Consider the following 20556-nt stretch of genomic DNA (forward strand, 5'->3'; position numbering starts at 1 on the left):
CGACCTGCTGGTCGCCGGCCCGACGGCGTACGACGCCGCCAGGGTCGCGAACCAGCAGAAGCTGTGCGCGATCTCGGCGGAGTGGAACAGCGGCTCGTCGTACGCCGGACGCGTCGCCCACCTGACCGGGACCCCCGGCGGGCTCAACGGGTCGGCGTACCTGCGACCCGGCACCGAGGCGACCGACGACGGGGTGCGCGACTCGCTGACCGGCGCCAAGGGCAGCGACTGGTTCCTGCTCAACCGCACCGGCGGGACGCTCGACTCCTCCGACCGCTCCGGCCCGGAGATCGGGAGCGACCTGTAGGGGCTCAGTCGAGCAGCGCGCGCACGTCGTCGGCGTCGAGGATGCCGCCGGCGTCGCCCGTGCCGTCGACGACCTGGCTGAACAGCGCCTGCTTGCGCGCCTTGAGCTCCATCACCTTCTCCTCGATGGTGTCGGTGGCGACGAGGCGGTAGACGATCACGGGCTTGTCCTGGCCGATGCGGTGCGCGCGGTCCACCGCCTGGGCCTCGACGGCGGGGTTCCACCACGGGTCGAGGACGAAGACGTAGTCGGCCTCGGTCAGGGTCAGCCCCACGCCCCCGGCCTTGAGGCTGATCAGGAACACCGCGGCGTCACCCTGCTTGAACCCCGAGACGATCTCGCCCCGCTTGCGCGACCGACCGTCGAGGTAGGAGGAGGCGATGCCCTCGGCGTCGAGCCGCGCCCGGACCCGGGAGAGGAAGGAGGTGAACTGGCTGAACACCAGCGCCCGGTGGCCCTCGGCGGTGATCTCCTGCAGGTGGTCGACGAGCACGTCGAGCTTGGCCGAGCCCACCGCGTCGTGGGCCGGGTCGATCAGCGAGGCGTCGAGGCTCAGCTGGCGCAGCCGGGTCAGCGAGCGCAGGATCGCGATGCGCTTGCGGTCGAAGTCGCCGAGCAGGCCCAGCACCTCCTGGCGCTCACGCTGCAGGTGGGTCTGGTAGATCCGGCGATGCTTGGGCGTGAGCTCGACCTCGAGCACCTGCTCCTGCTTGGGCGGCAGGTCGGAGGCGACCAGGTCCTTGGTGCGCCGCAGCAGGAACGGCGCCACCCGGCGCCGGAAGCGGTCGAGGGCGGCGGTGTCGCCCTCCTTCTCGACCGGGTCGGCGACCTGCTCGACGAAGCGCCGCGGGTGGGGATAGAGCCCGGGCGCCACGATCGCCAGCAGCGACCACAGCTCGAGCAGGCGGTTCTCCATCGGCGTGCCGGTCAGGGCCAGGCGGAACGGCACGTCGAAGCGCCGGATGCCCTGGTGGGTCTTGGACTGGTGGTTCTTGACCGTCTGCGCCTCGTCGAGCACCAGACCGCCCCACGGCAGCGCGAGGTAGTCGTCGACCTCCAGCCGCAGCAGGGTGTAGGAGGTCACGACCAGGTCGGCGCCCGCGTGCACCTCGGCCAGCGACTCGCCCCGCCTCGAGCGTGACGAGGTGACCGTGCGGACCACGAGCCCCGGCGTGAACGTCGCGGCCTCGTGGGCCCAGGTGGACACCACGCTCGTCGGGGCCACGACGAGGAACGGGCCCGGACTGCCCTCGCGCCGCGCGTGCGCGACCAGCGCCAGCGTCTGCAGCGTCTTGCCCAGCCCCATGTCGTCGGCCAGGATGCCGCCGAGCCCGAGGCGCCACAGCAGCGCGAGCCAGCGGAACCCCTCGAGCTGGTAGGACCGCAGCGTCGCCGCGACGCCGTCGGGAGACACCTCGGGCAGGGTGTCGAGGTCGCGCAGCTGACGGGCGGCGGCCTGCCACTGGCGCACCCAGGCACCCGCCTGCTCGTCGACCACCCCGACCTCGTCGAGCTCCTCCCACAGGCCGAGGTCGCTGCTGTGCAGGCGCACGACGTCGTCGGGCTGCTCGCGCAGCTCGCGCGCCTCCATCACCAGGTCGTAGAGTCCGGCCAGCTCGGGGGTGTCGAGCCGCAGGTGGGTGCCGTTCTTGAGGACGATGCGCTCCTGACCGTTGGTCATCGCCTCGATCAGCGTGGCCAGGCCGAGGAAGTGGCTGCCGATGGAGATGACCACCTCGAGGTCGAGCCAGTCGGTGCGTGGCGAGGTCCCCGCCGCCGCTCCGCCGGACTCGTCCCCGCGCGGCACGAACCGCACCTCGGGACGCTCGGTGGCCTCCTGGAAGTGGGGCCTCACCCCGGTCTCGTCGATCTCGACCTGGCCGGACTGCTCCAGCGGGACGAGCACCTCGTCGTGGAACCCCACCGCCTGGTAGCCGGTGAACGTGCGCGCCGGCTCGAGCCCGAGCGGGCGACGTCCCTCGACGCACATCAGGAGGGCCATGTCGTCGGTGAGGTCGAGGTCGTCGAGCACCGCCCGCTCCTTGACCAGGTCGCGCAGCCCGCGGTGACCGCGGGTCTCGCCGAGGCCGTAGACCCGGTCGTCGCCGCCGTCGGGGTCGCCGATCCGGTAGCGCCACTCCCAGGAGGCCTCGACCTGGTCGGCCGCACGCCACCGCACCCGCAGCGCGAGCCGGGGCGGCACCTGCGCCGGCACCGTCACCGATGCGTCCGCCGAGGCGACCGGCAGCTGCCGGGCGAGCCGCGGCAGCCCCTCGGCGAGCAGGTCACCGGCACGATCGCCGGGCACGCGGAGCCCCTCGTCGGCGGCCAGGAGCCGCCGCGCGCGGGGACCCAGTGGCCGCGCCAGCGGGCCCACCACGACCGCCCAGTGCGGCCCGTCGCGGCCGGCGGAGGAGCCCTCGAGCCGTTGCCACAGCGCCACGCCGTGCCCGTCCTCGCCGAGCGGCTCCACGGCCTCGCCGGAGTGCCACTGCCCCTCCCACGCGACGCCGAGGTGGAGGGTCACGTCGGAGGCGTCCACCCGGCGTACGTCCGCGGCGACGGTGAGCGGGGAGGGGGCGAGACCGACCGAGGCGAGGTCGCCCGCCGGGACCAGCTCGACGCCCACGTCGACCGCCTCGGCGAGCAGGCGCCACACCCCGCTGCCGAACGCCGAGAGGGAGAGGTAGGGCTCGCCGCCGTAGTAGCCGCGGCCGCTGTCGCTTCGGTGCAGCGCGAGCAGCCGGTCGAGGACCGAGACCTGCTGCTGGGGCAGGTCGGCGCGCCGGGCGAGGCTGCGCAGGTCGGTCCAGGCCGCACCGGAGCGCACCCAGCGGTCGCGGGCGCTGCGCAGGAGCGGGCGCAGGCGCAGGTCGCCGCGCGAGACCGTGGTCGCCCACCGGCTGCGCGAGGACAGCACGTCGACCTGGAGCCCGAGCCGACCCGAGGGCGGCTCGTCGTGCTGCTCCTCCAGCTCGAGCAGCACGCTCTCCAGGCGGCGCTCCCAGGCCTGCCCGGTCTCGCCCTCCACGTCACGGGCGAGGACCACCACCGCGGCCGCGTGCTTGCACATGCGGACGACCGGGCACGTGCAGCGCGCGTCGACCCACAGGTCGCGCGGGTGGTCCACGACCGTGACGTGGACGTGGTAAGGCACCGCGGAGCTGCCCTCGACGTGACCCTCGAGCAGCACGAGGTCGGCGGTGCCGGTCGACGACGTCCACGACCGGACCCGGCCCGTGCGGGCGTAGTCCTCCCCACGGGCGAGGGTGCCGGCCCCGAAGGCACGGCGCAGGTAGGCGTCGTCCAGGGCGTCGAAGAGCGTCATCAGGGCGAACCTACGAGGTCGCACCGACAGACGTGGGTGAGGCCCGGCTCCACCTGGAGCCGGGCCTCACCGATGAGTGGTGGCGTCCGGGTCGGCATCGTCACAAGACCGACCGGTCAGCTGCCCACGTCTCGTCGGCGCTGAGCAGGACCGCGACCGGGGATCGCGACGCCGACGACGGCGAAGCGACCGGTCCCCCGATTGTCCCGCCGACGCCTATGTCCCCCAAGTCCGCCGGTCCAAACCAGTCCCTCGGATCCACGGTCCGGGACCGGACCATTGGGGAGGACGTTTGTCCCCGCGGCTTTCCGGGCACCCTCAGGATGCCGCGCCCGTGTCCGCACGGGTCCCCCTACGAGCCGTTGAGCCCCTCTCGGGTGGGCTCGAGGCCGTGCGGTGGGACCGACCGGGCTGCTCGGCTCGGGTGAACGGCCGGTGACCTCTCGGGGGCGAGTTCGTGCTGACCCGTCACCTCCGGCCGTCCCGCCCCGTTGACGTCGTGTGAGCCTTCCTGACCCCTTCCGTCACGGTGTCGCCTCCGGCGACCCCACCCCGCACCAGGTCGTCCTGTGGACCCGGGTGACCCCCACCGAGGCCGCGCAGCCGGGCTCGGGCGCCGGTCCGCAGGTGCGGGTCCGCTGGCAGGTCGCGCGCGACGCGCGCTTCACCCGCGTCGTCTCCTCCGGCTCCCAGACGACCGGCCCGGCCCGCGACCACACCGTCAAGGTCGACGCGGGCGGCCTCAGCCCGGCGACGACGTACTTCTACCGCTTCTCCTACGACGGCGTGCACAGCCCCGTCGGCCGCACCCGGACCGCCCCCGCCCACGACGCCGACAACGCCCGCCTCCGCTTCGGGGTCGCCTCCTGCGCCAACTGGCAGGCCGGCTGGTTCTCGGCCTACCGCCACCTCGCCGACCGCGACGACCTGGAGTTCGTGCTCCACCTGGGCGACTACGTCTACGAGTACGGCCCCGGGGAGTACGGCATGGGCATCGGCAACGTCGACGTGCGCCGGCACGACCCGCCGCACGAGATGGTGACGCTGGCCGACTACCGGCGCCGCCACGCGCAGTACAAGACCGACCCCGACCTGCGCCGCCTCCACGCGAGGCACCCCTTCGTCCTCACCTGGGACGACCACGAGCGGATGGACAACTCGTGGAGGGCTGGTGGGGTCAACCACGACGCGAGCGAGGGCAGCTTCGCCGCACGGTCGGCCGCGGCGTACAAGGCGTACGACGAGTGGATGCCGGTGCGGCTCTCGGGCACCAGCGCGCTCGGTGACGGCACGCGGATCCACCGGCGCCTGACCTTCGGCCGGCTCGCCCAGCTCTCCCTGCTGGACCTGCGCACCTACCGCGACGAGCAGGTGGCGCTGCCGGTCGACTCCCCCACGCTGGACGACCCAGGACGCACGATCACCGGGGACGCCCAGATGAGCTGGCTCAAGCGCACCCTCGACGACCAGCACTGCCTGTGGCGCCTGGTCGGCAACCCGGTGATGATCGCGCCCGTCCGAGCCCCCTCGCTCTACTCCGGCCTGCTGGACAAGGTCAACCAGGCGACCAACGGCACGGTCCCGCTCCCGACCGACGGGCCGCCGTACAACACCGACCAGTGGGACGGCTACACCGCCGACCGCAAGGAGCTCTACCAGCACCTGCGCGACCAGGGCGTCAACAACGCGGTCTTCCTCACCGGCGACATCCACTCCTCCTGGGCGTGCGACCTGCCCGTGGACGCGGCCGCCTACCGGCTCACCGGTGGCAGCGTCGGCACGGAGTTCGTGTGCACGAGCGTCACCAGCAACAACCTCAAGGACATCACCGGCACGCCGCCGCGCACGAGCAGCCTCGCGGTCGAGGCCGCGGTGACCACGGCCAACCCGCACGTGAAGTTCCTGAACTTCGACGACCACGGCTACGCGGTCGTCGACATCACCCGCCGGCGCCTGCAGGTGGACTACTTCAAGATCAGCGCGCGCGACGACCGGAAGGCGACCTCGACCCGGATGGCCAGCTGGGCGACGACGGTGAACAGCAACAAGGTCCACGCGGTGAGCACGGGGGTGCAGGGCTGATGTGCACCTCCGAGACCTTTTTCCCCGAGGTGGACCTGACCCGCCGGTCCCTGCTGCAGGTCACCGCCGCCTCCGGCGCGGCCCTGGCGTTCTCCTCCGCGCTCGAGCAGCCCGCCGCAGCCGCGACGACCCGCAAGCGCGTCTACGTGCTGGTCGTCGACGGGTGCAAGCCGGGCGAGATCACGCCCGGGGCCACGCCGGTGCTGGCCGCCCTGCGGGACGGCGGGCGCAACTACCCCGCGGCCCGGTCGCTGCCGGTGATGGAGACCATCCCCAACCACGTGATGATGATGACCGGCGTCCGGCCCGACCGCACGGGCGTGCCGGCCAACTCGATCCTCGACCGCCGGACCGGTGCGGTCCGCACGATGGAGCGGGCCTCCGACCTGCGGTTCCCGACCGTGATCGAGCGGCTCAACGCCGCCGGCTACCGCACCGGCACGGTGCTGTCGAAGACCTACCTGTACGGCGTCTTCGGCGACCGGGCCACGCACCGCTGGGAGCCCTCGCCGGTCGTCCCGGTCAGCGGTCACGCCCCCGACCAGTTCACGATGGACGCGGCGCTGGCGATGGTGCAGCAGCTCGACCCGCACCTGATGTTCGTCAACCTCGGCGACGTCGACCGCTTCGGGCACAGCGACCTGTCCCAGTGGGGCGGCCTCGACCTGCGTGCCGCCCGCCGGCTCGCGCTGGCCGACACCGACCACCAGGTCGGGCGCTTCGTCGACCTGCTGAGGTCCTCCGGTCGCTGGCAGGACTCGGTGGTGGTCGTGCTCGCCGACCACTCGATGGACTGGTCCGACCCCGACGACTACATCGACCTCGCCTCGGTGTTCGAGGGCGACCCGGCGCTCGCGGGCAAGGTGCAGGTGGCCGACAACGGGGGCGCCGACCTGTGCTACTGGACCGGCCCGGCGACCGGTCGCGACGACGCCGTCGCCCGGATGCGCCGGCTCGCGCTGGCCACCGACGGCGTCCTGTCGGCCCACTCCCCCGCGTCGCTACGGCTCGGCCCCGAGGCCGGTGACCTGGTGGTCTTCTGCCGCGCCGGACGGCGCTTTTCCGCCGCCCCCGGCCCGGACGCCAACCCGATCCCCGGCAACCACGGTCACCCCGCCACGGAGCCCATCCCGTTCTTCGTCGGCGGCGGCTCGCCGCTGGTGCGCCGGCGTACCTCCTCGTCGCTGGTGGCCCACACGATGGACGTCGCCCCGACGGTCGGCGAGGTGTTCGGACTGGGCGCCCCGAAGGGCGGCTACGACGGCACGTCCCGGCTCTGACCGGGGACCAGTTTCACTAGGGCCCTAGTGACACTGGCACTTCCCGAGCGAAACTTCGCTCGGGAAGCGACAAGTTCACTAGGTCCCTAGTGAAACCGAACGGTCAGCGGTTGCGCCGCCAGATCGCGAGGTTGAGCGCGGTCGCGAACCCGCACCACGCGGCGTACGGCGCGAGCGCGGCCCCGGCGCGCCGGTCGCGGCGCGCCGCCTCCCGCAGCAGGACGACGTTGGCGGTGTTGAGCAGCCCGAGGACCCCGAGCCCGCCGGCCGGGCTGCGGGCGGTGAAGAACGCCCAGTTCCAGCCGGCGTTGGCGACCAGGTCCGCCCCGGTGACCGCGAGCATGCGGCGGCGGTCCGGCCCCGGCGGCGAGGCGGCGGCCGCGCGGCCGGTCGCCCAGGCGATGGAGGCGTAGAGCGGGGTCCACACGAGCGGGAACGCGACCGGCGGTGGCTGCCACGAGGGCTTGTCGAGGGAGCGGTACCACTCGCTGTCCGGCTTCGTCCCGAGCGACCCGACGACGGCCGCGGCCGTGGTCATCGCTCCGGTGGCGAGGGAGGGCCTCACCGCGGCTCCAGCACGACGACCGGGATCTCCCGGTCGGTCCACGCCTGGTAGGTCGCGAAGTCGGCGTAGAGGTCGAGCAGCCGGGGCCACAGCTCCGCGCGCTCCGACGGCGAGGCCGTGTGCGCGCGCACCGGGATGCGCTCCCCTCGGACCTGGACGACCGCGTCGGGGTTCGCCTGCAGGTTGCGGTGCCAGATCGGGTCCGTCGCCCGGCCGCCCTGCGAGGCGACCAGCACGATGCGGGATCCGTCGCGCAGGAAGAGCAGCGGCGTCGTGCGCGTCAGCCCGGTCCTGCGGCCGGTGTGCTCGAGCAGGCACACCGGCACCGGCTTGCGGAACCCGGAGCCGATGCGCCAGGTGCCGCCGACGCGGCCGTTGGTGCGGCGGTAGACCCACACGTTGGCCTTGGAGGCGCGCTTGATCACCCGGCCGACCAGGGGGCTGTCGAGGGCCTCCGGCTTCCTGGCCGGGTCCATCAGGCGGCTCAAGCGCGCCGGTCCTTGCGGCTCAGCTTGGGCAGCTGGGTGGCGCCGCCGTGCAGCACGTTGATCAGCGTCGCCATCGTCTGCTCGGCCTTCTCGGTGCGGTCGAAGGTGGTCAGCGCGATCGCGGGCTTCATCCGCTGCCGCGCGATCGCCTTGGCGTAGGTGAACTCCTTGAGCCCGTCGGGCCCGTGGATGCGCCCGAAGCCCGACTCGCCGATGCCCCCGAACGGCAGCTCGGGGATGCCCGCGAACGAGATCACACCGTTGATCGCGGTCATGCCGGACCGGATGCGCGCGGCGAGGTCCATCCCCTTCTTGCGGGAGAACACCGTCGCGCCCAGGCCGTACGACGTGTGGTTGGCCAGGGCGACCGCCTCGTCGTTGGAGCGCACCTTGGCCACCGTGACCGTCGGGGCGAAGGTCTCGGCGGTGACGGCCAACGAGTCCTCGGGCACGTCGACCAGCACGGTCGGCTGGATGTAGCGGCCCTGGACGGCCTCCGGGCCCCCGACGACCGCACGTCCGCCGCGGGCGATCGCGTCCTCGATGTGGCGGCGCGCGACGTCGACCTGGCCAGGGAGGGTCATCGGCCCGATCTTGGCCGACGGGTCACCACCGGCGTGCAGCTCGCGGGCGCGACGGGTCAGCTCGGAGAGGAACTCGTCGTAGACCTTCTCGTGGACGTAGACCCGCTCCACGCCGGTGCAGGTCTGGCCGGCGTTGGCGAAGGCACCCCACGCAGCGGCGTCGGCCGCCGCCACGACGTCGGCGTCGTCGGCCACGATCAGCGCGTCCTTGCCCCCGGCCTCGATGAGCACCGGGGTCAGGGTCTCGGCGCAGGCGGCCATGATCGTGCGCCCCGTGGCCGGGGAGCCGGTGAACGCCAGCTTGTCGACACCGGCCCGGCACAGGGCCGCACCGGTCTCGCCGTAGCCCGTGACGACCTGGAAGAGGCCCTGGTCGGGGACCACCTCGGAGAGCGCGTCGGCGAGCCACACCCCGACCCCGGGGGTCAGCTCGCTGGGCTTGAACACGACCGCGTTGCCGGCCGCCAGCGCGTAGGCGATGGACCCCATCGGGGTGAAGACCGGGTAGTTCCAGGGCCCGATCACGCCGATGACCCCGAGCGGGAGGTACTCCACCGTCGCGGCCTGGTTGGCCATCAGCAGACCGCTGGAGACCTTGCGGCGGCCCAGCACCTTGTCGGCGTGCTTGGCGGCCCAGGCCAGGTGGTCGACGGCCAGCGCGACCTCGAGCATGGCGTCGCCGTGTGGCTTGCCGGTCTCCTGGTGGACGACCTCGGCGAGCTGGGCGGCCCGGCGGGCGAGCACGCCGCGCCACTTGTCGAGCACGTCGCGACGGTTGGCGAAGCCCAGGTCGGACCACCACTGCGCCCACTCCCGGGCGGTGGCGACGGCGGCGCGGACGTCGTCGGCGTCGTGGACGTGGTGGATCCCGACCACGTCACCGGTGACCGGGCTGGTCACCTCGAGCTTGTCGGGCACGGTGGCGGTCATGCGAGCGCTCCTTCACGAGGGGTGGCGGGGGCCGGGGCCCCACCGCGAATGAGGTCGGCGGCCTTCTCGCCGACCATGACCGACGGGGCGTTGGTGTTGCCCCGGGGGACGACCGGCATGACGGAGGCGTCGACGACGCGGAGGCCCTCGATGCCGTGCACCCGCAGCTCGGGGTCGACGACGGCGTTCTCGCCGGTGCCCATCGCGCAGGTGCCGACCGGGTGGTAGAGCGTCTGGGTCTGCTCCCGGATGTGGGCCACGAGGTCCTCGTCGGTCGGGTCGGCCCGTCCGGGCAGGAACGGCGCTGCGATGTGCTTGGCGAGCGGCCCGGACTGCACCGTCTCGAGGCAGCGGCGGATGCCGGCGACCATCGCGTCGAGGTCGGCCTGGTCGTCGAAGTACGCCGGGTCGATGTCGGGGTGCCACGTCGGGTCGGCCGAGCGCAGCCGCAGCCGGCCGCGGCTGAAGACGTTGACCAGCGTCGGGGCGACGGTGACCTTGCGGGTGGTCGCCTCGTGCAGCGCGTTGTCCCAGAAGCCCGACGGCGCCACGTGGATCTGCAGGTCGGGCGCCTCGAGCCCGTCGCGGCTGCGGAAGAACGCGCCGCCCTCGCCCACGTTGCTCACCAGCGGGCCGGTGCCGGTGGCCTTGGCCCGCAGGAAGTTCGCGAGGGTGTTGAACTGGATGAGGTCGCTGGCGTCCTTGGTGTGCCACACCACCGGGGTGGCCGGGTGGTCGTGGAGGTTCTCCCCCACCCCGGGCAGGTGCTGCACCACGTCGATGCCGTGCTCGCCCAGGTGCTGGGCGGGGCCGATCCCGGAGAGCATGAGCAGCTGCGGGCTGTTGACCGCACCGCCGGAGAGGATCACCTCCCCCTCGGCGTACGCCGTGACGACCTCCGCACCGCGGCGGTAGCGGACCCCGACGGCGCGGCCGCCCTCGACCACGACCTTCTCGACCAGCGCGTCGGTGCGCACGACGAGGTTGGACCGGTCGGCGGCGGGCTCGAGGTAGGCCTTGTACGTCGACCAGCGGCGGCCCTTCCTGCACGTCACCTGGTAGAGCCCGGCCCCCTCCTGCTCGGCCCCGTTGAAGTCGTCGGTGCGGGCGAACCCGGCCTGGACGGCGGAGTCGAGCCACGCGTGGGTGAGCGGGTGGGTGTAGCGGCGGTCCTCGACGCTGAGCGGGCCGTCCTGGCCGTGGTAGGGCCCGCCGAGCCGGCTGTTGCCCTCGGCGCGCTTGAAGTAGGGCAGCACGTCGTCGTAGCCCCAGCCGGTGGCCCCGTGCGCGTCGCGCCAGCCGTCGTAGTCGGCGCGGTTGCCGCGGATGTAGATCATCGCGTTCATCGACGAGCAGCCGCCGAGGGCCTTCATCCGCGGCCAGTAGGCCCGGCGCCGGTTGAGCTGCTTCTGCTCACCGGTCTGGTAGTTCCAGTCCCACTTGGTCTTGAACAGCCCGGCGAACGCGACGGGGACGTTGATCTCGTCCGCGTCGGGTGGTGGGCCGGCCTCGAGCAGCAGGACGGTGGTGCGGGGGTCCTCGCTCAGGCGGGCGGCGACCACTGCCCCCGAGCTGCCGGCCCCGACGACGACGTAGTCGTAAGTCTCTTTCGCCATTCGGCGAACGTAGTCCGGTGTGGGGGCCGTCACAAGGAAGCGGCCAGGCGTCTCACCGCTGGTCGTCGAGGACACCGGTCGCGGTGATCGCGTCCCAGATCTGCTCCCGCTTGTCCTCCTGGAGCTTGGCGTAGATGTGCCGGCTGTCGCGCCAGACCGGGATGCCGTCGAGCACGGCGTCGCAGATCGGGGCGTTGGGGCAGAAGATCGGGTTGAGGTCGACCCGGTGGATGTTCTTCCGGGTCTCGGCGTTGACCAGGTAGGCCGAGTCGAGCGCGGAGTCGGTCCGCGCGATCGGCACGCGGCACTGGGCGACGTCCTTGGCGCCGGACAGGCAGGCCATCGGGTTGGCGTCCTCCGGCGGGAGCCACAGGCTCTGCTCGACGACCGTGGGGATCCCGAGCTCGTCGAGCCGGGCCAGGGCCTTGTCGGTGCTCTCCACCAGGAGCCGGCCGTTGTCGTCGACCGGCTTGCCCTCGAGCGAGTCGGTCAGCGTGCCGTCGAAGAGCTTGGCGCTGCGGTCCTGCTGGATCAGCAGGAGCAGGTCGATCGGCTCCTTCTCGACGATCGTGTCCCAGAAGCCCGATCGCAGCCGCTCGCAGCGCTCGCGGACCGGGACCGGGGAGACGAGGTTGAAGACGCCGGGCGGCCAGGCGCAGGCGTCGAGGCTGAGCATCGTGAGGTTGAAGTGCTTCTCGTGCGCCAGCATCCGCAGGGTCGGCTCCATCTCGCGGGCCTGGCTGTCGCCGAGCACGAAGACGTGGGGCCCGTCCTCGCCGGTGACCAGCCGGCACGGGTCGAGGTCGCGGGGGCGGCACTCGCGCACCGGCGCCTCGCGATAGCTGGTCAGCCGGGCGTAGTCGAGCTCGGGCGGCGGCCCCGTCGTGTTGTCCGGGCCAGACTCGAGCAGGCCGTTGCCCTTGAGCGCCACCGGCTGGGTGGCCGCCATGACGGGGGGCACGACGAGCAGCGCGGTCACCAGGCTGGCCGCGAGCCCGGCGAGCACCGCGGGGAGCCGCCGGCTCGGGGCCAGCCGGCGCGAGCGGATCGGCGTCTCGAGCATGGTGTACGACGCCGCGGCGACCGCGGTGCTCAGCGCCACGACGAGCAGCGCGAACTGCCACGCGGGCGGGTCGATCGCCTGCCCGAGCAGGACGATGATCGGCCAGTGCCAGAGGTAGGTGCCGTAGGAGATCTTGCCGAGGTAGACCACCGGGGGGAACGTGAAGGGCCGCGCCGCGACGTGCACCTGCTCACCGGACAGGCCGCCGACGAGCAGCAGCGCCCCGACCGTGGACGCCAGCCCGCGCCAGGAGGGGCTGAGGTCGAGCCACGAACCGGCGAGCACGACCACGATCACGGCTCCGGCCAGCGTCGCCGGCACCGCCCCGGGCATCCCCTGTCGTCCCGCGGCCCGCCGCCGGTGCAGCCACAGGGCGAGCAGCACCCCGGCCAGCAGCTGGTAGAAGCGCGTCTCCGTGCCGTAGTAGGCGTGGTTGGCGTCCTGCGGTGCCCACCAGCGCTGCAGCGCGACCGAGGCGACCAGGAGCGCGCCGAGCACGACCGGGGTCGCGTGGCGCCAGCGCCGGTCCACGCGGTGCAGCACCAGCAGGAGGACCGGGAAGAGGAAGTAGAACTGCTCCTCGATCGACAGCGACCAGAAGTGCAGGAACAGGCTGGAGTCGACGACCGTGGAGCCGAAGTAGTCGTTGCTCTGGGCCATGAAGTGCCAGTTGGCGTAGTACAGCAGGGCGGCTCGCGCGTCTCCTGCCATCGGGCCGCGGTCGGCCGCCGACAGCACGAGCACGCCGACCAGCGAGACCACCACCACGAGCACGACCGCGGCCGGCAGCAGGCGGCGCACCCGCCGGTCGTAGAACCGCACCAGGTCGAGGTGCCCGCGGTCCGCCAGCTCGCCGTACAGGATGGTCGAGACCAGGAAGCCGGACAGCACGAAGAACAGATCGACGCCGATGAACCCGCCGTCGGCCCAGGACAGTCCCGCGTGGAAGAGGACGACGAGGTAGACCGCGAGCGTCCGGGCCCCGTCGAGGGCGGGTCGGTAGCTCCACGTCACGCCGCGAGGCTAGACGATCGCCCAGCCACGCAGGCGGATGGGGCTCCTGCCCGGCGCGCACCGGACGTAGGGTGGAGCCCGTGGCTGAGCTCGCGCAGATCCGCAGGGAACACGTCCACCGGTCGGTCGCGGAGTACGACCCGGCCAACCCGCTCGGCGAGCACCGCCTCGTCCAGGGCCACCAGGAGTACGACGCCGCCACGGTCGTGCTCGACGCCTACTGGCTGGCCACCGGCGCCAACCTCGAGGCGGACGGCGAGATGCTCACCGACCGCGACTGCGCGCTGCTCCTGCGAGGCCTCGGCTTCGAGGTCCAGGGGCCCTCGCTCCCGCCGGTCCGCTGGACCAACGCGGCCACGGTCGGCACCGACCACTCCCACGCCACCTGGGCGCTGGCGGCCCGCGAGCGGCTCGAGGAGGCGGCCCGCGTCTATCGCTCCGTCGTGACCGTCGCCGAGCTCGCCGACTTCGTCCAGCGCCGCTCCCAGATCCGGTCGGCCGCGGCCAGCACCAGCTGGCTCGGTGACGTGCTCGGGCGGGTGGCGACGGGGTGCGCCGACCGCGCCGAGCCGTTCCTGTCCTCGCTCTGCGTCGACGCCCGCGGCCGCGTCGGTGCGTCCTACGCCACCTCGCTGCGGGTCCTGCGCGGCGTCACCCCCGAGGACGTCGACGCCCAGTCGGCGCAGGAGCGGCTCGACTGCCACCGGCACTTCGGCGCCGAGCTGCCCGAGGACGGCGGCCGGCCGACCGTGTTCCTCGCGACCCCGGCACCGCGCGAGCGGGCCGCGCGCGAGCCGCGCGCGCCGAGGGCCGCGACCGCGAGGGCGACGACCACCCGGTCCTCGACCCGCACCGCGACCCCCAAGGCCGCTCCCCCGCCGCCCAAGCCGCTGGCGACGTGCCCCGTGCACTTCACCGTGCTGCCGCCCAGCGGCATCTGCGACTACTGCGACTGAGCGCGGCGACCCACGACCCGTGAGGCCGACCAGGCCCGGCCCGCGCGGGTCCACGCCCACCAGGCGGGCACGCCGACGCCGAACGACGCCAGCAGCGCGAGCGGCTCGCTGACCTCCTCGATCGGCGGGTAGACCTCCCAGTGCAGCAGGTAGACCCACAGCGACGACGCCGCCAGCACCCCGGTGACCCCCAGCAACCGCGCGGGCAGCCGCACCTGGGGGGCGGCGAGGAGCAGGAGGACCCCGCCGACCACCACGCCCTCGCGGACGTGGTCGCCGAAGAACCCGACCGTCGCGACCAGGGTCACGGCCGTGGTCGCCAGGCGCAGCCTCGTGGTGGTGGAGCGCCCGACGAGCCACCCCAGCAGGAGGAACGTCCAGACGTAGGGGATCGAGTAGCGCTGCGGGTTGTCGGCGGTCCAGCCGATGGTCGACCAGCGCGCGGCCAGCGTCAGCGCGACCAGCGTGAGCGGGACGGCGTACGCGTGCCGTCGCTCCAGGCAGCCCACGGCCGGGACGGCGAGGAGGGCAGCGGTCCCCACCAGGCCCCAGCAGATCGCCTCGACGAACCACATCCGCCACTGGTCGGTCCAGCGGTCGGCGCCGAACAGGTTGTTGAGCCCGGCCACGGTCGCCCAGTCGTAGGTCCCCCGGGTCGCCGCGTCGACGCCCATGACCAGCACGCCGGGCACGGCGATGCCGCGCAGGGTGCGGCCGATGCGGCGCAGGCGCTCGCGGGTGCCGGGGGCCGGCAGCTGGAAGCGCACCAGGCTGAGGCCGGCCAGCACGAGCAGGGTGTGGGCACCGCCGGGCAGCGCCCACAGGTCGGTGTGGCTGCCGACCACGAGCACGATCGCCACCGCCCGCAGCACGAGCGAGGTGTCCACCAGCGCCCAGCGCTCGGTCGAGGTGCGGGCGGGGCGAGCCGCCTCGAGGCCGGCCGCCAGCTCCTCGGCCGACAGGCTCGCCCAGCCAGTCGGGACGTCCTCCAGCAGCCGGCCGAGCCGCACGCTCGCCTCGACGTAGGACAGCGAGTCGCCGCCCAGGTCGACGAACGACTGGTCGCGGCGGGCGTCGGGGCGGCCCAGCACCAGGGCGTACGTCGACCGGATGCGCTCGGCGAGGTCCTCGCCCGTGGCCTCGTGGTCGTCGAGGCCGGCGAGGAGGGCGCGGAGCGGTGCGTCGTCGCGCTTGCCGTTGGCGCCGATCGGGAGGTCGTCGACCGGCACGACGCGCAGGGCGTGGGCGGGCAGCCCGAGCTCCCCGAGGACCCGGTCACGCGCGGGGGCCGCGCCCGACCGCACGAGGACCGCGAGGCCGTCGGCGTGCTCGAGCACGCGCGCCTCGACGCCGGAGTCGGCGAGCCGGCGCTCGACCTCGTCGAGGTCCACGCGCAGGCCGAGCACCTTGGCGAACCGCGCGAGCCGCCCGACCACGCGGAACAGCCCGTCCTCGTCCTGCACGCCGAGGTCGCCGGTGCGCAGCTCGTGGACGTCGCGCCCTCGGGCCAGGTCGACCGGCGCGGTGGCATAGCCGAGCATCACGTTGGGGCCCTCGTAGACCAGCTCGCCGACGCCGTCCTCCGCACCCTCGACGGGCTCGAGGCGCAGCGTCCCTCCGGGGACCGGCACGCCGATCGTGTCGGGCCGGTCCGCGGCGAGGTGCGGAGGCAGCCAGGCCATGCGCGCGGTCGCCTCGGTCTGGCCGTACATCACGACGAACGACGGCAGCCTGCCCGCCCAGTGGCGCACGTCGTCCGGCGCCATGCGGCCGCCGGCCACCGTGGCGTAGCGCAGGGACGCCGGCAGGCGGTCGGCGCAGCCGGAGGACGTCAGCAGGTCGAAGGTGTGGGGCACCCCGGCGAACGACGTCACGCCGTGCTCGGCCGCCCGCTCCCACAGGCAGCAGCGGGTGACCGACTCGTCGGTGAGGACGACCGACGCGCCCACGAGGAGGTGGCTGGTCAGCACGGAGAGGCCGTAGGAGTAGTGCAGCGGCAGGGTGCTCAGCGCGACGTCGTCGGCGGTGAGGCGCAGGTAGTCGGCGATCGCCTCACCGTTGCTGCGCACGTTGCCGTGGGAGAGGCGCACGAGCTTGGCGGACCCGGTCGTGCCGCTGGTGCTGAGCAGCAGCGCGAGGTCGGGGTGGACGTCGTACGACCCCGGCGGCCAGGCGGACAGCAGCCGGTCCCGCTGGGCGGGGGCGTCGGCCGGGAGCAGCAGGACCGCGCGCCCCGCACGCCAGGCACCGAGCAGCGAGACCACGCCGTCGACGTCGCGGGACGCCACGACCGCCTCGACCCCGGGCCCGTGGCCCAGCGCCCGGGCGCGCTCCTCGACGAGGTCGTCGAGCTCGGCGTAGGAGACCCGGCGCTCCCCCTCGACCAGCGCGGTGCGGCCCGGGTGCGCGTCCGCGGTGACCCCCAGGCCGAGGGGGTCCAGCGACACCCGGCGGTCGAGCGCCTCCCGGTGGTCGAGCGCCTCCCGGTGGTCGAGCCTGTCGAGACCACCCCGTGACGCCAGCGTCACGCCGGGCTCTCCGCGCGCTCCTCGCCGTCCACGACCGGGTCGACGGGGTAGGCACCGACCGCACCCTCGACCGCGACGCCGACGCGGTCACCGACGGCGGGGATCGCCCGGCCGGTCACGCGTGAGACGACGACACCGTCGGCAGGCGCGTCGAGACGCACGCGGACGCTGGCGTCGTGCCCGTAGAACGACACCTCCTCCACCGCCCCGCGCGTCACGCCGTCGGCGGCCTCGGGGCGCAGCACCACCTGCTCGGGGCGTACGACGAGCCGCACCTCCCCCTTGACCGGCGCCAGCAGGGGCAGCTCACCCAGCATGCTGAGCGCCCGCTCCCCGGTCGCCGTGCCGGACACGAGGTTGGCGCCCCCGACGAACAGCGCGACGTCGACGTCGTGGGGGGCGCGGTAGAGCTCCACCGGCGAGGACACCTGGGCCACGCGGCCGACCCGCATCACCGCGACCTGGTCGGCCAGCGAGAGCGCCTCGTTCTGGTCGTGGGTGACCAGCAGGCCGGTCGCGCCGGCGTGCCGCAGCACCCGGACCACCGCGCGGCCGGCCGACTCCCGCAGCGCGGTGTCGAGGGAGGAGAAGGGCTCGTCGAGCAGCACCACGCCGGGCCGGGGCGCGAGCGCACGGGCGACGGCGACCCGCTGCTGCTGACCGCCGGAGAGCTCCGAGGGGTAGGCCGTCGCGACCCGGTGCGGCAGCTCGGCCAGGTCGAGCATCTCGCGCAGCCGCGCCTCGGTGCGGTCCTTGCGCGCGAGCCCGAACAGGATGTTGCCGCGCACGTCGAGGTGCGGGAACAGCGCGCCCTCCTGCGCGACGTAGCCCACGCCGCGCTTCTGCGGCGCGACCGTGACCCCGTCACCCGCCACCAGCCGGTCGCCGATGCGGATCTCGCCGCTGTCGAGCCGCAGGAAGCCGGCGACGAGCCGCAACAGGGTGGTCTTGCCGCAGCCGGACGCCCCGAGCACGGCCGTGATGCTGCCGTCCGGCACGGTCAGGTCGACCGCCTCGAGCACGCGGGTGCTGCCGAAGGACTTGGTCACGCCGCTGATCTCGACCTTGCTCACGCGTCCACCGCCTTCGCTCCGCTCGGCGGCGGAGCCACGCGTGACTTGTTGGTTCGCTCGCTTCGCTCGTTCACGCTTCACCACCTCGCACGAGGCCACGTCGGGCCTGCATCCCCAGGAATATTGTCGCCGGGACAGAAACTGCCACCAGCAGGAGCGCGTAGGGCGCCGCGGCGGCGTACCTCGCCGACGACGAGGCGCTCCAGAACTCCGTGGCCAGCGTCGTCGTGCCGGTGGGTGCCAGGAGCAGCGTGGCGGTGAGCTCGGTCGAGACCGCGAGGAACACCAGCGCAGCGCCGGCCCCGAGCCCGGGTCGCAGCAGCGGCAGGGTCACGCGCGCCATCGCCTGCAGCGGGTGGAGCCCCAGGGACCTGGCCACGTCGCTCAGCACCGGCGGCGCCTGCTCCAGGGACGCGCGCACGCTGACGATCGCGCGCGGCAGGAACAGCGTCGCGTAGGCGAGCACCAGCACCGGCATCGTCTGGTAGAGCGCCGGCACGACCCGGATCGACACGGCCACCAGCGCGAGCGCGACGACGATGCCGGGCAGCGCGTGCGCGGAGTAGGTCGCCCGCTCGACCACCAGCGAGACCGGGCTCGGGTGCCGCACGACCAGCCAGCAGACCGGGACGGCGGCCACCACGGTCACCGCGGCGGCCAGGGCGGCGAGGCTCATCGTGCTGACCGCGGCGTGCGCCACCTGGTCGACGGGGAACGCACGGGATGACCCCACGACCAGCCAGTGGACCAGGGCGTAGCCGGGCACGCCCAGGGCGAGCACGACCAGCCCGGTCAGCCCGGCCAGCACCGGGACGGTGGACCGCCCGAGGTCGACGGGTACGGCGTCGCGCGCGGACCCCGCGCCCACCCGGGCGACGGGCCCCCGGCCGCGGACGACCACCTCGAGCGCGAGCAGGACCAGGCAGCTCGAGACGAGCACGCCGGCGAGGACCGTGCCGGGAGCGGAGTTGAACGCCGAGCGGTACTGGTCGTAGATCGCCGTGGTGAAGGTCGGGAACCGCAGCATCTGCAGGGCGCCGAACTCGGCGAGCGTGTGCAGCCCGACCAGCAGGGCTCCCCCTGCCACCGCGGAGCGCAGCAACGGCAGCGTGACCCGGCGGAACGCCTGCCAGCGGCTCAGCCCGAGGGCCTGCGCCGACTCGACCAGTGCGGGGTCCAGGCCGCGCAGGGTGGCGACCACGGGCAGGTAGACCAGCGGGTAGTAGGACAGCGAGACCACCGTGACCGCCCCGAGGTAGGACTGCACGCTGCTCGTGGTCGAGATCCACGCATAGCTGTTGACGAACGCCGGCACGGCCAGCGGCGCGACGAGCAGGGCGTGCCACCCGAGCTTGCCCGGCAGGTCCGTCGACTCGACCAGCCAGGCGGTCGCGGTGCCGAGGACCGTGCTGATCGTCACCACGCCGAGCAGCAGCCCGACGGTGTTGCGCAGGAGCTCGGCGACGCGGGGGCGCGCGAGCAGCTCCCAGGTCGCCGACGGGCCGAGGTCGACGGCGTACCAGACGACGTAGCCGATCGGGACCAGCGCGCCGCACGCGATGACGGCACCGAGCACCACCAGCGGCCACGGGGGCCGGGTGGTGCCGCTGCGGAGGGGACGCGCGGGCGTCGCCTCCGGTGCCGTCGTCACGCTCACAGGAAGCCGGCCCCCTCCATCAGCTTGACGACCTCGGGGCCGTTGAGGTCGGAGACGTCGACCTCGGGCGGGTCGAGGTCGGCCAGGCCCTTGACGCCGCGGCCGAGGTCGACCTGCGGGTTGAGGGTGTACTCCAGGGCGTAGGAGTCGGCGATGACCTGCTGGCCCTCTTTGCTCGTCAGGTAGTTGACGAACCTCTGCGCGTCGGCCTGGTGGTCGGAGCCCTTGAGGACGCCGGCGCCCGAGACGCTCACGAACGCGCCGGGGTCCTGGTGGCCGAAGAAGTGGAGCCGGGAGTGGTCGCTGTTCTCGCCCGACTCCTCCTGGTCGCGGTACCAGTAGTAGTGGTAGATGATCCCGGTCTCCACGTCGCCCTCGTTGACCGACTGGAGCACGACGTTGTTGCCGTCGTACACCTCGCCGTTGGCCTTGAGCCCGGCCAGCCACTGCTTGGTCCTGGCCTCGCCCTCGAGGTGGAGCACCGCGCTGACGATCGCCTGGAAGTCGGCGCCGGTGGGCGAGAACGCCACCTTGCCCTTCCACTCCGGCTCGGCCAGGTCCATCAGGCTCGTGGGCAGGTCGGCCGGCTTGACCTGGTCGGTGTTGTAGACCAGCACCGTCGAGCGGGCGGCGAAGCCGGTCCAGGTGCCGTCGGAGGGGCGGTACTGCGCCGGGATGTTGTCCAGCGTCTTCTGGTCGAGCTTGGTCAGCAGGCCCTTGGACTGCACGAGCGACATCGCCGGGGAGTTCTCGGTGAGGAAGACGTCGGCCGGCGAGGCCTTGCCCTCGGCGACCAGCTGGTTGGCCAGCCCGAGGTCGTCGCTGTTGCGCAGCTCGACCTTGAGCCCGGTCTTCTCCTCGAACTTCTTGGCGACGACGCTGATCAGCTCCTCGTGCTGGGCGTTGTAGATCACCAGGTCCGCGTCGTCACCACCGCCGCACGCGGCGAGCGCGGGCGAGCAGAGCACGGCGGCCACGAGGCCGATGAGGGCGGAGCGACGTCGCACGTGGATCCTTCCGAGGTCAGAAAAGCCGGGGACATTAGGTATGCCTAACCTTAGCGGCCGGCTCCTTGGCTCGCACCG

14 protein-coding genes are annotated in these 20556 nt (G+C 73.4%); 4 read left to right on the forward strand and 10 right to left on the reverse strand.

The window, feature by feature from the left end:
• Positions 1-307 (forward strand): hypothetical protein (locus J2S63_RS00005; RefSeq protein WP_310296895.1); only part of this gene is annotated, 307 nt, incomplete at its 5' end.
• A gap of 4 nt (positions 308-311) precedes the next feature.
• Here the strand turns inward: J2S63_RS00005 and J2S63_RS00010 are convergent.
• Positions 312-3635: a DEAD/DEAH box helicase gene (locus J2S63_RS00010; protein WP_310296898.1), complete on the reverse strand. Its 3324-nt coding sequence runs from the start codon at positions 3633-3635 to the stop codon at positions 312-314.
• A gap of 501 nt (positions 3636-4136) precedes the next feature.
• Between J2S63_RS00010 and J2S63_RS00015 the strand changes: the two genes are divergently transcribed.
• Both J2S63_RS00015 and J2S63_RS00020 read left to right on the forward strand, forming a co-directional pair.
• Positions 4137-5717: an alkaline phosphatase D family protein gene (locus J2S63_RS00015; RefSeq protein ID WP_310296901.1), complete on the forward strand. Its 1581-nt coding sequence runs from the start codon at positions 4137-4139 to the stop codon at positions 5715-5717.
• On the forward strand, positions 5717-6997 hold the full coding sequence (locus tag J2S63_RS00020; RefSeq protein WP_310296904.1) for an alkaline phosphatase family protein: 1281 nt from the start codon (positions 5717-5719) through the stop codon (positions 6995-6997). Before J2S63_RS00015 ends, J2S63_RS00020 begins: the two co-directional genes overlap by 1 nt.
• A 103-nt stretch (positions 6998-7100) precedes the next feature.
• Here J2S63_RS00020 and J2S63_RS00025 read toward each other — a convergent pair whose 3' ends face one another.
• From J2S63_RS00025 to J2S63_RS00045, 5 genes are read right to left on the reverse strand one after another with little or no spacing between them, the layout of a single operon-like run.
• A complete protein-coding gene (locus tag J2S63_RS00025) occupies positions 7101-7562 on the reverse strand; it encodes a TspO/MBR family protein (RefSeq protein WP_310296908.1) in 462 nt (153 codons plus the stop codon).
• The gene (locus tag J2S63_RS00030) at positions 7559-8050 is read right to left on the reverse strand and encodes a nitroreductase family deazaflavin-dependent oxidoreductase (RefSeq protein WP_310296911.1); all 492 of its coding nucleotides are present in this window, start codon (positions 8048-8050) and stop codon (positions 7559-7561) included. Before J2S63_RS00030 ends, J2S63_RS00025 begins: the two co-directional genes overlap by 4 nt.
• Entirely contained in the window at positions 8047-9564 is a 1518-nt protein-coding gene (locus J2S63_RS00035) for an aldehyde dehydrogenase family protein (RefSeq protein WP_310296915.1), read from the reverse strand. The genes J2S63_RS00030 and J2S63_RS00035 overlap by 4 nt, the downstream gene beginning before the upstream one ends.
• A complete protein-coding gene (locus tag J2S63_RS00040; RefSeq protein ID WP_310296918.1) occupies positions 9561-11180 on the reverse strand; it encodes a GMC family oxidoreductase in 1620 nt (539 codons plus the stop codon). Before J2S63_RS00040 ends, J2S63_RS00035 begins: the two co-directional genes overlap by 4 nt.
• A gap of 52 nt (positions 11181-11232) precedes the next feature.
• The gene (locus J2S63_RS00045; protein ID WP_310296921.1) at positions 11233-13257 is read right to left on the reverse strand and encodes an acyltransferase family protein; all 2025 of its coding nucleotides are present in this window, start codon (positions 13255-13257) and stop codon (positions 11233-11235) included.
• Between the two features lie 80 nt (positions 13258-13337).
• Here J2S63_RS00045 and J2S63_RS00050 point away from each other — a divergent pair, with 80 nt between their 5' ends.
• Complete coding sequence (locus tag J2S63_RS00050) at positions 13338-14213, forward strand: hypothetical protein (RefSeq protein ID WP_310296924.1); 876 nt, start codon at positions 13338-13340, stop codon at positions 14211-14213.
• Here the strand turns inward: J2S63_RS00050 and J2S63_RS00055 are convergent.
• The 4 genes from J2S63_RS00055 to J2S63_RS00070 form a co-directional block, all read right to left on the reverse strand.
• Complete coding sequence (locus tag J2S63_RS00055; protein ID WP_310296927.1) at positions 14201-16741, reverse strand: AMP-binding protein; 2541 nt, start codon at positions 16739-16741, stop codon at positions 14201-14203. The genes J2S63_RS00050 and J2S63_RS00055 overlap by 13 nt on opposite strands.
• Positions 16738-17814, reverse strand: a complete 1077-nt coding sequence (locus J2S63_RS00060) for an ABC transporter ATP-binding protein (RefSeq protein ID WP_310296930.1) — start codon at positions 17812-17814, stop codon at positions 16738-16740. Before J2S63_RS00060 ends, J2S63_RS00055 begins: the two co-directional genes overlap by 4 nt.
• A gap of 70 nt (positions 17815-17884) precedes the next feature.
• Positions 17885-19465 (reverse strand): ABC transporter permease, encoded by a 1581-nt coding sequence (locus tag J2S63_RS00065; RefSeq protein WP_310296933.1) that lies wholly within the window; start codon positions 19463-19465, stop codon positions 17885-17887.
• A gap of 2 nt (positions 19466-19467) precedes the next feature.
• Positions 19468-20478, reverse strand: a complete 1011-nt coding sequence (locus J2S63_RS00070) for an iron ABC transporter substrate-binding protein (protein ID WP_310296936.1) — start codon at positions 20476-20478, stop codon at positions 19468-19470.
• Positions 20479-20556: the final 78 nt, after the last annotated feature.

Origin of the sequence: Nocardioides marmoribigeumensis (genome assembly GCF_031458325.1) — a bacterium.
GTDB classification, from domain to species: Bacteria; Actinomycetota; Actinomycetes; order Propionibacteriales; family Nocardioidaceae; genus Marmoricola_A; species Marmoricola_A marmoribigeumensis.

Bases quoted from the DNA above. Each gene is read 5' to 3' on its own strand.
- J2S63_RS00010 (WP_310296898.1), bottom strand. From the start codon at position 3,635: ATGACGCTCTTCGACGCCCTGGACGACGCCTACCTGCGCCGTGCCTTC.
- J2S63_RS00020 (WP_310296904.1), top strand. From the start codon at position 5,717: ATGTGCACCTCCGAGACCTTTTTCCCCGAGGTGGACCTGACCCGCCGG.
- J2S63_RS00035 (WP_310296915.1), bottom strand. From the start codon at position 9,564: ATGACCGCCACCGTGCCCGACAAGCTCGAGGTGACCAGCCCGGTCACC.
- J2S63_RS00040 (WP_310296918.1), bottom strand. From the start codon at position 11,180: ATGGCGAAAGAGACTTACGACTACGTCGTCGTCGGGGCCGGCAGCTCG.